Consider the following 13,157-nt stretch of genomic DNA (forward strand, 5'->3'; position numbering starts at 1 on the left):
AACCGTCGCTGATCTGCACGCGTCGCCAAAAATCCGCGTCCCGCCCGGATCACCGGCGATTCGGCCACGTTGTGAAGCACGCCACACGGGGGGCCGTTCGATTCGGTGCGGCGGCCGGTGGCCTGGGAGGCTTGTTGACTTGGGAGGTGTTTTCGATGTGCGCCCAGATGGTTACCGACCGGCGCTCGGACGTGTCGCCCGCGGGCGTGCTCACCTGGCTCGGCGGCGGGCAGTCGCGGGAACTGGGTGAGCGCCACGAGCGGTCCACGCACGCCGTGGCCGGCGCCGTGGTGTTGTTCGGCGGGTTGCTGGCCTGGTTGGTCGCGACCCTGGCGGTGAGCGAGTCGGCCCGCTGGCCACTGCTTGCGGTCGTGCCCCTGACCCTGGTCTTCGGCCTGCTGGTCGGCGCGGTCACCCGCGCCACCACCTCGGGGTCTCACCGCGGCCGCCCCGGCGTTGCCGCACGCGCGGTGGTCGCGGCGGCGCTCGGCGTCGTCGTCGGTGAACTTGCCGCCATCGTCCTGCTATCCGGCTCGATCGACCACCGCCTCGACGAACGCGCCCTGCGCGGCGCCGGATCGACGGCCCCGGTCGCGCAGTCGTCGGCGGCGCTGCAGCAAACCAGGAGCGCGCGCGCCGCGCTCGACGGCGCCGTCGACCGGGCCCACCAGCAGCAGGATCAGGCCCTGGTCACCGCGCGCTGCGAATACCATCCGACTCCCGGCTGCCCGCAAACCCGAATCACCGGCGACCCCGGCGCCGGGCCCGAAACACGAACGGCGAACGAACTTCTCGCCGACAGCCAGCGCGAACTCGACAGTGCCCTGGCCGCACGCGACCGCCAGGCGCCCGCGCTGGACGCGACGATCGCGCGCCAGGAGCGAGCGCTGGACGAAGCGCGTCAGGGCGTGGTCGCCGGCGCCGATCACGGACTCGGCGCGCGCTGGGTCGCGATGAACGACCTGGGCGCTGGCGCGCTGACGCTTCGGCTGCTGACCGACGCCTTTTGCGTGCTCCTCTACCTGCTGCCGCTGATCCTGGGCCGCTGGCGCGGCGAGACCACCCACGATCGCCACACGGCGGCGCGCGCCGAGCGCGAACGCGCGGAACTCGAGGCGGACACCGCGATCGCGATCAAGCGGGCCGAGGTCCGTCGGGAGGCCGAGATCATGTGGGCCGAGCACCAGCTGACCCAGGCCCGGCTGGCCATCGAAGCCCAGACCGAAATCGACCGGGAGCAGCAGCGCCGGCGGATCGCGGATGCCATCGAACCTCCGGTGGTGAAGGCATCGTCGCAACGCGCCTTCGAGCCGGCCCTCGAGCCGGCCCAGGACGACATCTACCTGCCCATCGCGGCGGAAGCCGAGGCGGCCAGCCGCGCGGCCATGGGGCTGCAGACCCCGACGCACAGCGCCGAGGTGGAGAACTTGCCTGCGCCCGTCGCGCGGGAGGTCGCGCCCCGTGAAGAGCGCACCGCGTCGCCGATTCCGTCGATTCCCGACGCCACCAAGGCGGCCGCGCGGTGGATCCGCCCGCTGGTGCCGCCGTTCGTCGCGCGGGTGATCGACACCACCAGCGCGCCGCTGCGCACCGCTCGCCAGGTCTTCGAAGAGGTCGAGGAGATCACCTTCGCCCTGCGCCGCACCCACAAAATCACGCTGGACTCCGAAAGCTCCGAGCCGGGCCAGGGGGCCGCCGCGGCCCCCGCCAGCGAATCCGATTCCCCGAGAAGCGGATTCATCGACTCGTCGCGCGCGGACCGTCCGGTGGTGACGCACCGGCAGGTGGGCGGCCGGGCGCGGCGTGGCCCAGCGCTCGGCACGTCGCAGCGGGGCACGGATCCGGAACTGACGCGGCGGGACGGACCGGCGGAGCTGGATTCACCCGCCGGCCCGCGACAGCTGCCGCCCGCCTGACGACCTGCGCTGGTAGAACCTGCGGACCCGGGCCCGGTTGCCGCAGTCGGCCGCACTGCACCAGCGGCGGTTGTGCCGGTGGCTGGTGTCGAGAAACAGCCACCCGCATTCGTCGTCGCCGCATCGCTTGACGCGCGAGCCCGGGGCCCCGGTCAGGAACGTCACCGCCTCCACGGCGAGCCGGTGTAATGGCGTGGCCGTCGTCAACGCCGTCTCCCGCCAGCCCGCCGAGCCCCGCTCGACCACCAGGCGCCTGGCCCGCAGCGCGGATCGGTAAGCGCCGGCCACCACCTCGCCGTCGCGCGCCGATCCGCTGCCGGTCCAAATGCGGTGAAGGGCCTCCCGCAACTGCCTCGTCCGCTGCACGGTTCTTTCGGCCGCGCCCGGCTTCCCGGCCTCGGCCAGTGCGCGCGACTCGCGCGGCGACAACACCCCGGCGTGCTGTGCCCACGCCACCAGGTCGGAATAGTCCACCAAATACTCCGTGCGGCGGTCGGGGTCGCCCCGCCAGGCCACCGTGTTGACCAGGTCGACCGCGGGATGTCCACCGCGCAGGTCGAGACTGGCCGCTGCCGACCGCACCATGAAAATAATGCTAATGGGTAATTGATGATTTACCCATTAGCACGACGGGTATCCGTTCGGGCATGGACAGTGTGCGCGCGAGCTCAGTGGACCGGATCGGATTGGCAACCGGGGCGTTGTGCGTGTCGGCGTCGGCGGTCCTGCTCAAGTTGGCCGGTACCACGCCGGCCACCGCCACGGCGGCACGCTGCCTCATCGCGTTGCCCGTCGTCGTGGCCCTCGCGATACCGGAATGGCAACGCCGACATGGCTTGTCGCGCCGCGGGCTGCTATCGGCCGCGCTGTGTGGCGCGTTGTTCGCCGGCGACATGTTGTTGTGGACGCAGGCCATCCCGGAAGTGGGAGCGGGGCTCTCGACCGTCCTCGTCAACGCCCAGGTCGCCCTCGTGCCCCTCCTGGGCTGGCTGGTGGACCGGGAGAGGGTCGCACGCCGGTTCCTGCTGACCCTGCCCGCCCTGTTGCTCGGCGTCCTGCTGGCCGGCGGCATGCTCGAGCACGGGATTTCCGGGAGCGATCCCGCGCGCGGAACCGTGCACGCCGTGGGGGCGGCGCTGTGCTACTCCGGATTTCTCTTTCTGTTGCGCCGCGGCGGCCAAGCCGGTCAACCCATGCAGACGTACAGCGTCGTGCTGGCGACCTCCGCGGTGGTGGCGGTGGCCGTCGGTCCGTGGTGGCACGGCCTGCAGGTGTGGCCCGGCTGGCGTGCGGCCGGCTGGTTGGTCCTGGTCGCAGCAACCGGGCAATTGCTCGGATGGCTGCTCGTCGCCTTCTGCTCGGGCCGCCTGCCCAGCACGGTCAGTTCCGCGCTGCTGTTGCTGACGCCGGTGGGCGCCGTCGCGCTCGGCGCCGTCGCGCTGGGCGAACGCCCGTCCGCCCTCCAGCTCGCCGGTTGCGCGCTCGTGCTGTTGGCGGGCTACCTCGGCAGCGCGCGAGAATCCGCACCCGCTAACCACCGCGCCGAGGCGCCCGAGGCCACCCTTGCGTCGCCAGCGGCCGTCTATTCGTCGCCGAAGGCCTCGAACAGTTGCGGGAGGAAGCCCGCCAGGTGATTCATCTCCTGGGCGCAATGCACCATCAGGTTGCGCGCGCTGGTCTCCGCGTTACCGAGCACCCGCGCGGCGATCGGGCGCACCGCCCGCGACGCGACGCCCGGCACGTTGCGCACCTCGATGTGCCGTCCGCCCATCCAGAAGCGCGACCGCATCTCGGCCCCGGCCGGGGTTGACCGGACGTGGTGGATGAACCATCCGACGTCGACGGGGGCCTCGCTGGAGCCCAGCCGGGCACAGATCGCCACCGCCGCATCGCTGTCGGGCGGGCAGCCCATGCTCGCCGGATCGACGAATTGGATTGCGCCGTTGAGCATCGTCGAGCCGATGTACTCGCTGATCAACGACCAGCGTCCGATGTAGCGCCGGCGACTTCCGGCGCCCTCGTCATCGCGGCCGTCTTGCCGCTGCCCTTTCCAGGCGGCGCTCAGGTGCGCCCGCGGGTGCCACAGCTTGTAACGCCGGGTGTCGCAACCGTGCCAGCCGAACCACCAGGACCACATCGCGGGCGTGACGTCCGGCATGTCGGTGCGCACCGACACCTGGTAACCGCCGTCGTCGAGGACCCCGTAGCCATTCTCGGTCCGCTGGTAGCCGTCCTCGGCGACGCTCGCGGCGTCGTCGAACGCCGGCAGCGCCATCGCGCCTTGCGGCCCGTGGTTCAGTGCCTCGACGACATGGCTTGGCAGCGGGGCCATTTCGGGCATGAAGAACTTGCCGAACGGGGTTTTCGCATCGTCGTCGCGGTAGCCCAGATACAGGTTGCCGCCCATCACAGTCGCCCCATCCAGCTGTTGAACACGCCGTCGGGGTCGTACTCGGCGCGCACGCGGTCGAGCTTGGCCATGGCTGCGTCGCTGGCGAACCGCGCCGGCCGCCGGCCGAGGTTCTCGTCGGCGAGTTGAATGCCGATGGCGAACTCGGACATCGCGGTCATGTTGGACTGCGCCCAGTCGGCATACTTCGTCTCGTCGGCCGGGTCCTTCCAGGACCCGTAGAGCGCCAGGTAGATGTCGCCCTCGATGCTGTAGGCCATGTCTTGGCGCGGCGGGCAGGGTCCCCAGTTCAGCCACAGAAAGTGCGCGGGATGCGGGGGCATCGTGTCCAGGATCGTCCGGATGCCCGGCAGCAGGTCTGCGGCCGGCGCCGAGGTCCACATGTTGTCCACCGCGTAGTGATGGTCGGACAGGTAGTGGCTCATCGCGACGTCATACCAGGTGGGCAAATCGGTTGGCAGGTAAGGAATCTTGACGAGCGCTTGGTCGGCGACCGGGCAGGTGCCGAATAGCGACAGCGCCTTTTCGGCCTCCTCCTCGGAGTCGGCAAACGCCGGCGACGCGAACGAGATGCACGGGACTTCGATGCCCATGTTCGGCTCGCCGCGGGAGGCCACGGCCTGCAACTCGACGCGGGGGTCCACGTCGGCGCTGACCGCGCGGGCCCAGGTGAAAACCTCGTCCGCCAGCTCGAACGGATAGACGTAGACGCTGGTGCCGCACACGGCGGGGCGCGGATAGAGCTTGAGGTAGAACGCCGTGACGACGGCGAAGAAGCCCGGCCCCGCGCCGCGCGCCGCCCAGTAGAGATCGGCGTTGTTGCTGGGGTCGCAGTGGATCTGTTCGCCCTCGGCGGTGACCACGTCGAGGCCGACGACGCTCTCGCAGGCCGGTCCGTAGACGCGGCTGTTCCAGCCGTAGCCGCCCTGCAGCAGGTAGCCCCCGAGGCAGACGCCCTTGCAGTGGCCGCCGGGGAAGAACAGGCCCTGCGCCTCGAGCTCGGCCATCAGCAGGCTGCCGCCCTTGCCCGGGCCCACTCGGGCGAGGCCCTGCTCGGTGTCGATCGAGACGTGGTCGAGGCGGCTGACGTCGAGCAGCACGGAGCCGTCGCGCAGGTGGCTGGCGGCGAAGCTGTGCCCGCCCGAGACGACGCTGACTTTCAGCCCGTGGGTGGTGGCGTAGCGGATGCCGGCGACGATGTCGTCGGCGTCGACGGCCTGCAGGATCACTTCGGGATAGCGGTCCGGCACCCGCTGGTGCCACACGGTGCGCCGGCGGGCCGCCTCGTAGCCGTCATCGCCGCGGAAGTGGTGCCGCCCGTCCGGTAGCCCGCTCATCCGAATCCCCTTCGATTCGTAATTCGGATCTTCACGATCCGCGATGCGGAACACTATAGTGGACGGATGCCGTCCCCGGGGAGAAATCATTCGGCCGCTCGCGACGAAGGGATCCAGGTGCTGCGGCGCGCCGCGGCCGCGCTGGACGAGATCGCCGCGGAGCCCGGCCGGCTGCGGCTCGTCGACCTCGGTGAGCGGCTGGGCCTGGCCAAGTCCACGTCCCGCCGGCTGCTGGTGGGCCTGGTGGAGGTCGGGCTGGCCAGCGTCGATTCCCAGGGGCGCTTCTCCCTCGGCGACCGCTTGCTCGGGTTCGGCAATTCCGACGGGGCGCGCCTTTCGGCGATCTTCCGGCCGACGATCGAACGGGTGGCGCGGGCGACCGACGGCGAAACGGTCGACCTGTCGGTGCTGCGCGGGCAGCGCATGTGGTTCGTCGACCAGATCGAATCGACGCACCGCCTGCGCGCCGTATCGGCCATCGGCGTCCGGTTCCCGCTGGAGTCGACCGCCAACGGCAAGGCGGCGCTGGCGGCCCTCGACGACGCCGACGCCGAGGCGGTGCTCGCGCGCCTGCCCGCCGAGACCGCCGACCGGCTCCGCGCGGAGATCGACGAGATCCGTTGCACGGGAATCGCTTTCGACCGCGACGAGCACACCCCGGGGATCTCCGCGGCCGCGATCGCGCGGCGCGCCACGGCCGACAACATGGTCGCCATCTCGGTGCCGGCGCCGACGGAGCGTTTCGGCGAAAAAGAAGAGCGCATCGTCGCCGCCTTGCGGGCGGCGGCCGAATCGCCGGCCTGGGCCCGCTGACCTCTTCGAGGTGATGTTGGAGACGGCCGGGTTTACCCCTCGAAAGCTCGGCCGTCCCAACGGGTCAGCAGGGCACCGCGGCCGACGCGAACAGCTGTCCCCACTCGTGCCGAGCCGCGGACTGCGCATCGGTGAAGCTCGGTGTCTTCTCGCCGTCGCCGGCCAGGTGCACCAGCGCCCAGGCCATCGCGAATACCGGCACCTTGTGCCGCAACGCCGCGCTGTGCAGCTCGTCCAGCGCGGCGTCCGACGGACAGCGGCGCAAGCCGATGAGGATGCCCCGCGCGGTATCGAGAATGCGGCCGGAGTGCGGGCCACACGAAGTCTGGGCGGGAACCCAATTCGTCGTCATTGATGGATACCTCCTGCGGCGCCGTCGCGAATCCGCACTCGCGTAGCGGATGAGGAATTCCTGCGCTACGCATCGTCGCGGCCGCAAACCTCAATAGCGCCCTGTGCCATGATTTGTCGATCGGGCACGTTGTGCCAGAGCACCGCCGAGATCGATACGCGCCCGTGACCGTTTCGGGATCGGCTGCTAATCAACCAATCCCATGTCGTCCGGGAGTTTCGCGATAGACCGCGTAATTCGAATTAGCTTGCCAAGGCGAGTAATTCGTCGAAACCGCTGACGATCGCGTCATGGAAAACGTCGTAGTCGGGAATCGCGGTAGTGTCGATGTTCAAACCGAGCGCGCAGGTGTCGACGTACGTGAGCAGGGTGACGTTGACCGCCGATCCGATCGTGGGGCCGAAGGCATATTGCGCGCGCACCGCGGCGCCACCGAGGAACACCGGCACCGGAACGCCGGGCACGTCGCTGGCCACGAAATCCACGTGACGCAGGACGGAGCCGATGTACCACCGGGGCGCCAGGTTCAGCACCCCGGCGATCAATTGCGTGTACGGCAGCGACCTTTCGTTGCGCACGGCCGCGGTGCGCCGCCGTATCGCCGCGATGCGCTTCGCCGGATCGGCTTCGCCGACGGGCACGTCGAAGCGCATCAGCGTGATCCGGTTCCCGCCCATGCCGTCGTCTTTGGTTCGAAGGCTGATCGGCATCGAGATGTGCAAGTCACCCACCTCGACGCCGTGCTTCTCGTGGTAGATGCGCAGTCCGCCCGCGACCCCGGCGACGAACGCGTCGTTCAACGCCCCGCCGCAGCGGTGGGCCGCCTCCCGCAGCGGCCGCTTCGGCACCTGATGCACGCCGAGGCGCCGGATCAGGCCGCGGTCGGTCGCCAGCGACGACCCGGTCCGGTTTATCGGCCGGACGGTTCGGTAGACCGACGCCGCGGTGGTCGCCGCGGACCGGATGGTGGCCACGGGCCGCCGAACACCGTCGTACATCAAGCGCGGCACGCGGGTGGCCGCGCCGGTCAGGGCGCCGTTGAGCAGGCCCGTGTCATAGCGCACCGCATCGCGATAGCCCCCGAGCAGCGACGACTCCCCGACCTCCGGTTCGGGCGGCAGGGATTCGAGCGGATACAGATCTTCGGAGAGATCGAACAGGTTCATCGCGATCTGGACACCGCCGACCCCGTCGGTGAGCGCGTGGTGGAACTTGCAGATCATGGCGGCCCCACCGTCTTGCAGGCCGTCGACGAACGTGGTCTCCCACAGCGCGCGGGCCCGGTCGAAGTCCTGCATCTCGGCCACCCGCGCCATCTCGAGCACGTCGTCGAGGGTCGCGGGCGCGGACAGGGTTGTTCGCCGCAGGTGGTAGTCCAGGTCGAAGTCGCGATAGTTCTCCCACCGCGGCGGGGCCGGCGGGGGCGACTGCACCACCCGCTGCCGGAACATCGGCAGCGTGCGGCTGATCAGGTCGAACCGCGTCCGCACTTCGTCCCAGTCCGGGGACCGGTCCAAAAGCACGACACTGACCACGGTGGATCGCAGCCGTGGGTCACTTTCCATTGCCCAGGTGAACGCGTCGCTGGCGCGCATGAATGCAGTCATGTCGGTCTCCTCGCACCGAACGTACGACTGCGGGCGGCCCAGGTCACCCGGTTATCGGCACGCGATGACTTTGGTCCTCATAGATTGCGCCTTTCGTCGATGCGCCCTAGAGAATGGCGTTGAGGTCCTTGGCCCTGGCGATGTCGTCCCAGTCGACGTCGAGTTCCAGCAGGATCTCCTCCGTGTGCTGGCCGTGTTCCGGCGCTCGTGCGGGCCCCGGCGGGGTTTCGTCGAACTGAACGGGCGCGGCGACGATCCGGTACCTCTCGCCGTAATCGTCGACGTTGGTGATCACATACCCGTTGGGCTCGACCTGCGGATCGTTGAGGGTTTCCCGCGGCGTCGCCAGGGCGCCCCACACGCCGGGCTCGTCCTCGAGCGCCTTTTGCCAGTGGGCCAGGTCGTGGCGGGCGAACACGTCGGTCAGGATCTCGGTGGCGGCCGCCGCGTTGGCTATCAGGTTGCTGGACGGCACGAAACGCTCATCGGTCGCGAGCTCGGCCAGGCCCATGCGCCGACAGAAACCCGCCCAGAACTTGTCCGGCTGCAAGAACACCAACTGGATCCACCGGCCGTCCCGGGTCTTGTACCTGTTGACGAGGGGGTTGATGGCCAAGCCGGGCGGTGCGCCGGGGATGCCGTCGATGTCGAAGAAGTCGGCCGCGCAGATGGACGGCGCAATCGCCCACATCGCCTGGGCCAGCAGCGACGAATCGACGATCGTCGGCTCGCCGGTGCGTTCGCGATGAAACAGCGCGGCGCACACGCCGCCGGCCAGCGTCGCCCCGCCCTGCAGGTCACCGAACCCCGGACCCTGCACGGCGGGCGTCTCGGTGCCGAACGGCGTGAGCGTGTAGGCGACGCCGCCCCGCGCGAGGTAGGTGGCCGCGTCGAACCCGCCGCGGTCGCGATCCGGCCCGCGCACCCCAAGCCCCGTGCCGCGCGCGATGATGATTTTCGGGTTGAACGCGCGGATGTCGTCCACGGTCAGCCGGGCCCGCTCCAGCGCGCCGGGAAGCCAATTGGTAAGGAACACATCGGCACTGGCCAACAGGCGGCCGAACAGCTCGCGACCGGTCTCGGACTTGATGTCGATGGCGATGCTGCGCTTGCCGCGATTGCCCAGCTCGAGGATGAAGTCGGCATCCGGGCGCGCCGCCTGCCGGGTAAACCCGCCCACCACCAGGGCGCGCCCCGGATCACCCGAGGCGACGCCTTCGACTTTGATCACGTCGGCGCCCCAGTCCGCCAGGGCCGCACCGGCCGACGGCACGTAGGTCCACGAGGCCAACTCGACCACCCGCACCCCGGAAAGGACACCACCGCGCACGTCCGACATTCCCGACTCCTCGCCCAACGACCATTCCTTGCTATTTTAGATATTCTAGCTAGTCTAAGGCGTAGCGGTAGACCCGCTGCAGGTCAGGGCAGTTTTTTGGAAAAGAGATGCGATGGATCCGACCGTCGGCGCCGTTCCGACACCCGTGACCGCGCATCCGGGCGCAACCGGGTCGCCAACCGCGCCACCCGCTTCGCGCGGGCGGCGACGCAGACGAATCGCATTGGGCCGCAACGCGGTAGCGGGACACGGGACGAAGGACGGGCGATGGGCAGGGTAACGGGCAAGGTGGCCGTGATCAGTGGCGCGGCGCGCGGTCAGGGGCGTTCACACGCGCGCATGCTGGCCGCCGTGGGCGCGGACATCATCGCGGTGGACCTGTGCGCCGACATCGAGACCAACGAGTACCCCCTGGCCCGCCGGGAGGACCTGGACGAGACGGCCCGGTTGGTGGAGAAGGAGGGCCAGCGGGCGTTCACCGCCGTCGCCGACGTGCGCGACCGCGCGGCGTTGTCCGCGGCGATCGACGAGGGCGTCGCCGAATTCGGGCACCTGGACGTCGTCGTCGCCAACGCGGGCATCTGCCCGCTGACCGCGGGGCTGCCCCCGCAGGCGTTCGCCGACGCGGTGGACGTGGACCTGGTGGGCGTGCTGAATCTGGTGCACGCGAGCCTAAAGCATTTGCAAGCCGGCGCGTCGATCATCGTGATCGGTTCCAACGCCGCGTTCATGTCGTCGATGAACACCACGGGCATCGACGGGGGCCCCGGCGGGGCCGGGTACGCCTTCGCGAAACTGGCCGCCGCGCACTATGTTAACGACTTCGCCCTGGCGCTGGCCCGGTTCTCCATCCGGATGAACGCCGTGCACCCCACCAACGTCAACACCGACATGCTGCACAGCCCGCCGATGTACCGGGCCTTCCGGCCCGACCTGAAAGAGCCGACCCGCGAGGACGCCGAACCGGTCTTCCCGTTCGTGCAGGCGATGCCGATCCCCTACGTCGAACCCGAGGACATCAGCGAGGCGGTGCTCTTCCTCGCCTCCGACGCGGCGCGCTACATCACCGGGCAACAACTCCGTGTCGACGGCGGGGGCTTTTTGAAGGTCAAGCCGTGGTCGGGTGCGTGATCGCATGAGCGAGGGGGCGACGGGCGTCGAGCGCCGGTTGTACGAACTGATGGCGCTGATGAAGGCGGCCGACGACCGGCTGTCCAAAGGCATTGGCACCGGCGAGTTCATGTGCGTGTACTGGCCCTCGCGCGGACAGGAAGCCATCGCCGCCGCGATGGGGGTCGCGCTGCGCCCGGACGACCAGTTGGTGACCACCTACCGCGGCCTGCACGACCTCATCGGCAAGGGCGTCCCGCTCGAGGAGATCTACGGCGAGATGATGGGCCGCACCGTCGGCGCCGGCCGCGGCAAGGGCGGCACCATGCACATCGCCAATCCCGCTCGGGGCGTGATGCTTTCGACCGGCATCGTCGGGGCCGGACCGCCGGTGGCGGTGGGGCTGGCGATGGCGGCCAAACGCAAGGGCTCCGATCGCGTCACGGCGGTCAGCTTCGGCGACGGCGCCACCAACACCGGCTCCTTCCACGAGGCGGCGAACATGGCCGCGCTGTGGGACCTGCCGATCGTCTTCGTCTGCCAGAACAACCTGTACGCCGAGATGACCCCCACGGCCGACACGATGAAGCTCGAACACGTCGCGGACCGGGCGGCGGGCTACGGCATGCCAGGGGTGCGCGTCGACGGAAACGACCCGCTGGCAGTCAAATCGGCGGTCGAGGACGCACTGCGACGCGCCCGCGCAGGCGAAGGCCCCACCTTCATCGAATGCGTGACGTTCCGGTTCCGCGGCCACTACTTCGGCGACCGGATGCCCTACATCCCCAAGGATCAGCTGGCCGCCGCCATGGAGGCCGACCCGGTCCCCCGATTCCGCGACCACCTGGCCGAAACCGGCATCTGCGATCGCGAAGACCTCGACCGCATCGACGACGAGGCACTCGCGACGGTGGAAACGGCGCTGCGGACCGTGCTCGCCGCGGATTCGCCCTCGATCGACGAGCTGGACCTCGACGTGTACGCGACCCCGATCAAGTTCCCGGTGTGAGCAGGCAAGACGACGACATGCAAGAACAAGAGATGACGATGCGCGAGGCGCTCAACCTCGCGCTGGACCAGGCGCTCGCGGCCGACGCCCGGGTGTTCTTGCTCGGCGAGGACATCGCCGACCCAGGAGCGTCCGGGCCGACCGCGGGTCTGTCGACGAAGTACGGCCACGAACGCGTCTTGGACACACCGATTTCCGAAGCGGCGATCGTCGGCGCGGCCATCGGCGCCGCCATCGACGGCCTGCTGCCGGTGGCCGAGATCATGATCATGGATTTCATCGGCATCGCCGCCGACCAGCTGATCAACAACGCGGCCAAGCTGAGATTCATGACCGCCGGACGCACGTCGGCGCCGATCACCATCCGCACCCAGGTCTACTCCGGGCTGGCCACCGGCGCCACGCATTCGCAGAACCTGGAGGCGTGGTTCATGCACATCCCGGGCATGAAGGTGATCGTGCCCGCCACCCCGCGTGACGGAAAGGGCCTGCTGACGACGGCGATCTTCGACGAGGATCCCTGCCTGTTCGTCGAAACGATCCGGTTGCAGGGCAAGAAGGGGCCCGTGCCCGTCGACCCCGGGTTCTCAATCCCGTTGGGCCAAGCCGACATCAAGCGGCCCGGCACCGACGTGAGCCTGATCGGTTACGGGCGCTGCGTGCACGACGCGCTCGCCGCCGCGGCCGCACTGCAGGAACAGGGTGTGAGCGCCGAGGTCGTCGACCTGCGCACCCTGGTGCCGCTCGACGTCGAAACCATCGTCGACTCCGCCCGCCGCACCCGCCGGGCCGTCGTCATCCACGACGCGGTCCAATTCGCCGGTCCCGGAGCGGAGATCGCCGCGATCCTGCACTCGGAGCTGTTCGCCGAACTGGCCGCGCCGGTCGAACGAGTCGCCGCCCGATTCGTGCCGAACCCGGCCGCGGCCGCGCTCGAGGCGCAGGTATACCCCTCGCCGGAGCGGATCATCGCCGCCGCGCAGCGGACCCTCGAAAAGACGGGTGCGGGGGCGAGAGTGCATGGCTGACTTCATCATTCGCATCCCGCGGGTCTCGGTGGCCGTGTCGGAGGCCGAGCTGACCGGTCTGCTCGTCGACGCCGGGGAGCACGTGGAAGCGGGCACGCCGATCTACGTGATCGCGACCGAGAAGGTAGAGCAGGAAATCGAAGCCGGAGCGTCGGGCACCGTGCGGTGGACGGGGCAGGTCGGAACCACCTATGACATCGGCGCCCAAATCGGCGTCATCACTTCGTGAACCAGGA

13 protein-coding genes are annotated in these 13,157 nt (G+C 69.6%); 7 read left to right on the plus strand and 6 right to left on the minus strand.

Going from position 1 to position 13,157, the window contains the following annotated elements:
• The first annotated feature begins 155 nt into the window (after positions 1 to 155).
• Positions 156 to 1,916 (plus strand): DUF4407 domain-containing protein, encoded by a 1,761-nt coding sequence (locus A5680_RS21255; protein ID WP_067823091.1) that lies wholly within the window; start codon positions 156 to 158, stop codon positions 1,914 to 1,916.
• Here A5680_RS21255 and A5680_RS21260 read toward each other — a convergent pair.
• A complete protein-coding gene (locus A5680_RS21260) occupies positions 1,881 to 2,501 on the minus strand; it encodes a CGNR zinc finger domain-containing protein (RefSeq protein ID WP_067822822.1) in 621 nt (206 codons plus the stop codon). The two genes, A5680_RS21255 and A5680_RS21260, sit on opposite strands and share 36 nt — an antisense overlap.
• Before the next feature lie 62 nt (positions 2,502 to 2,563).
• Between A5680_RS21260 and A5680_RS21265 the strand changes: the two genes are divergently transcribed.
• On the plus strand, positions 2,564 to 3,550 hold the full coding sequence (locus A5680_RS21265; protein ID WP_082970446.1) for a DMT family transporter: 987 nt from the start codon (positions 2,564 to 2,566) through the stop codon (positions 3,548 to 3,550).
• Here the strand turns inward: A5680_RS21265 and A5680_RS21270 are convergent.
• Both A5680_RS21270 and A5680_RS21275 read right to left on the minus strand, forming a co-directional pair.
• Positions 3,499 to 4,323 (minus strand): DAPG hydrolase family protein, encoded by an 825-nt coding sequence (locus A5680_RS21270; RefSeq protein WP_067822828.1) that lies wholly within the window; start codon positions 4,321 to 4,323, stop codon positions 3,499 to 3,501. The two genes, A5680_RS21265 and A5680_RS21270, sit on opposite strands and share 52 nt — an antisense overlap.
• Positions 4,323 to 5,663 carry an FAD-binding oxidoreductase gene (locus tag A5680_RS21275; protein ID WP_067823093.1) on the minus strand — a complete coding sequence of 447 codons (1,341 nt, stop codon included), beginning with the start codon at positions 5,661 to 5,663 and terminating at the stop codon, positions 4,323 to 4,325. The genes A5680_RS21270 and A5680_RS21275 overlap by 1 nt, the downstream gene beginning before the upstream one ends.
• A gap of 66 nt (positions 5,664 to 5,729) precedes the next feature.
• Here A5680_RS21275 and A5680_RS21280 point away from each other — a divergent pair, with 66 nt between their 5' ends.
• Positions 5,730 to 6,476, plus strand: coding sequence for an IclR family transcriptional regulator (locus A5680_RS21280; RefSeq protein ID WP_067822831.1), 747 nt, complete (start codon positions 5,730 to 5,732; stop codon positions 6,474 to 6,476).
• Positions 6,477 to 6,540: 64 nt separating this feature from the next.
• On the opposite strand, the gene A5680_RS21285 is transcribed toward A5680_RS21280, so the two are convergent.
• The 3 genes from A5680_RS21285 to A5680_RS21295 form a co-directional block, all read right to left on the minus strand.
• Positions 6,541 to 6,828, minus strand: coding sequence for an ANTAR domain-containing protein (locus A5680_RS21285; protein WP_055402192.1), 288 nt, complete (start codon positions 6,826 to 6,828; stop codon positions 6,541 to 6,543).
• Between the two features lie 242 nt (positions 6,829 to 7,070).
• Positions 7,071 to 8,435 carry a wax ester/triacylglycerol synthase domain-containing protein gene (locus tag A5680_RS21290; RefSeq protein WP_067822835.1) on the minus strand — a complete coding sequence of 455 codons (1,365 nt, stop codon included), beginning with the start codon at positions 8,433 to 8,435 and terminating at the stop codon, positions 7,071 to 7,073.
• Between the two features lie 106 nt (positions 8,436 to 8,541).
• Positions 8,542 to 9,774: a CaiB/BaiF CoA-transferase family protein gene (locus A5680_RS21295; protein ID WP_067822839.1), complete on the minus strand. Its 1,233-nt coding sequence runs from the start codon at positions 9,772 to 9,774 to the stop codon at positions 8,542 to 8,544.
• A gap of 267 nt (positions 9,775 to 10,041) precedes the next feature.
• Here A5680_RS21295 and A5680_RS21300 point away from each other — a divergent pair, with 267 nt between their 5' ends.
• The 4 genes from A5680_RS21300 to A5680_RS21315 are packed head-to-tail and all read left to right on the plus strand — an operon-like array spanning position 10,042 to position 13,150.
• A complete protein-coding gene (locus A5680_RS21300; protein ID WP_067822842.1) occupies positions 10,042 to 10,905 on the plus strand; it encodes a mycofactocin-coupled SDR family oxidoreductase in 864 nt (287 codons plus the stop codon).
• Positions 10,906 to 10,909: 4 nt separating this feature from the next.
• Positions 10,910 to 11,893, plus strand: coding sequence for a thiamine pyrophosphate-dependent dehydrogenase E1 component subunit alpha (locus A5680_RS21305; RefSeq protein ID WP_067822845.1), 984 nt, complete (start codon positions 10,910 to 10,912; stop codon positions 11,891 to 11,893).
• 17 nt (positions 11,894 to 11,910) lie between these two features.
• Complete coding sequence (locus tag A5680_RS21310) at positions 11,911 to 12,921, plus strand: alpha-ketoacid dehydrogenase subunit beta (protein ID WP_067823096.1); 1,011 nt, start codon at positions 11,911 to 11,913, stop codon at positions 12,919 to 12,921.
• Entirely contained in the window at positions 12,914 to 13,150 is a 237-nt protein-coding gene (locus A5680_RS21315; RefSeq protein ID WP_055402182.1) for a lipoyl domain-containing protein, read from the plus strand. Before A5680_RS21310 ends, A5680_RS21315 begins: the two co-directional genes overlap by 8 nt.
• Positions 13,151 to 13,157: the final 7 nt, after the last annotated feature.

This window comes from Mycobacterium sp. E2989, assembly GCF_001667595.1.
Lineage (GTDB): Bacteria > Actinomycetota > Actinomycetes > Mycobacteriales > Mycobacteriaceae > Mycobacterium.

What these genes read in the sequence shown, in the direction of transcription:
- A5680_RS21315 (WP_055402182.1), top strand. Translation starts at nt 12,914, where the DNA reads ATGGCTGACTTCATCATTCGCATCCCGCGGGTCTCGGTGGCCGTGTCG.
- A5680_RS21270 (WP_067822828.1), bottom strand. Translation starts at nt 4,323, where the DNA reads ATGGGCGGCAACCTGTATCTGGGCTACCGCGACGACGATGCGAAAACC.
- A5680_RS21260 (WP_067822822.1), bottom strand. Translation starts at nt 2,501, where the DNA reads ATGGTGCGGTCGGCAGCGGCCAGTCTCGACCTGCGCGGTGGACATCCC.
- A5680_RS21280 (WP_067822831.1), top strand. Translation starts at nt 5,730, where the DNA reads ATGCCGTCCCCGGGGAGAAATCATTCGGCCGCTCGCGACGAAGGGATC.
- A5680_RS21310 (WP_067823096.1), top strand. Translation starts at nt 11,911, where the DNA reads ATGCAAGAACAAGAGATGACGATGCGCGAGGCGCTCAACCTCGCGCTG.
- A5680_RS21290 (WP_067822835.1), bottom strand. Translation starts at nt 8,435, where the DNA reads ATGACTGCATTCATGCGCGCCAGCGACGCGTTCACCTGGGCAATGGAA.
- A5680_RS21255 (WP_067823091.1), top strand. Translation starts at nt 156, where the DNA reads ATGTGCGCCCAGATGGTTACCGACCGGCGCTCGGACGTGTCGCCCGCG.
- A5680_RS21265 (WP_082970446.1), top strand. Translation starts at nt 2,564, where the DNA reads ATGGACAGTGTGCGCGCGAGCTCAGTGGACCGGATCGGATTGGCAACC.
- A5680_RS21305 (WP_067822845.1), top strand. Translation starts at nt 10,910, where the DNA reads ATGAGCGAGGGGGCGACGGGCGTCGAGCGCCGGTTGTACGAACTGATG.
- A5680_RS21285 (WP_055402192.1), bottom strand. Translation starts at nt 6,828, where the DNA reads ATGACGACGAATTGGGTTCCCGCCCAGACTTCGTGTGGCCCGCACTCC.
- A5680_RS21300 (WP_067822842.1), top strand. Translation starts at nt 10,042, where the DNA reads ATGGGCAGGGTAACGGGCAAGGTGGCCGTGATCAGTGGCGCGGCGCGC.
- A5680_RS21295 (WP_067822839.1), bottom strand. Translation starts at nt 9,774, where the DNA reads ATGTCGGACGTGCGCGGTGGTGTCCTTTCCGGGGTGCGGGTGGTCGAG.
- A5680_RS21275 (WP_067823093.1), bottom strand. Translation starts at nt 5,663, where the DNA reads ATGAGCGGGCTACCGGACGGGCGGCACCACTTCCGCGGCGATGACGGC.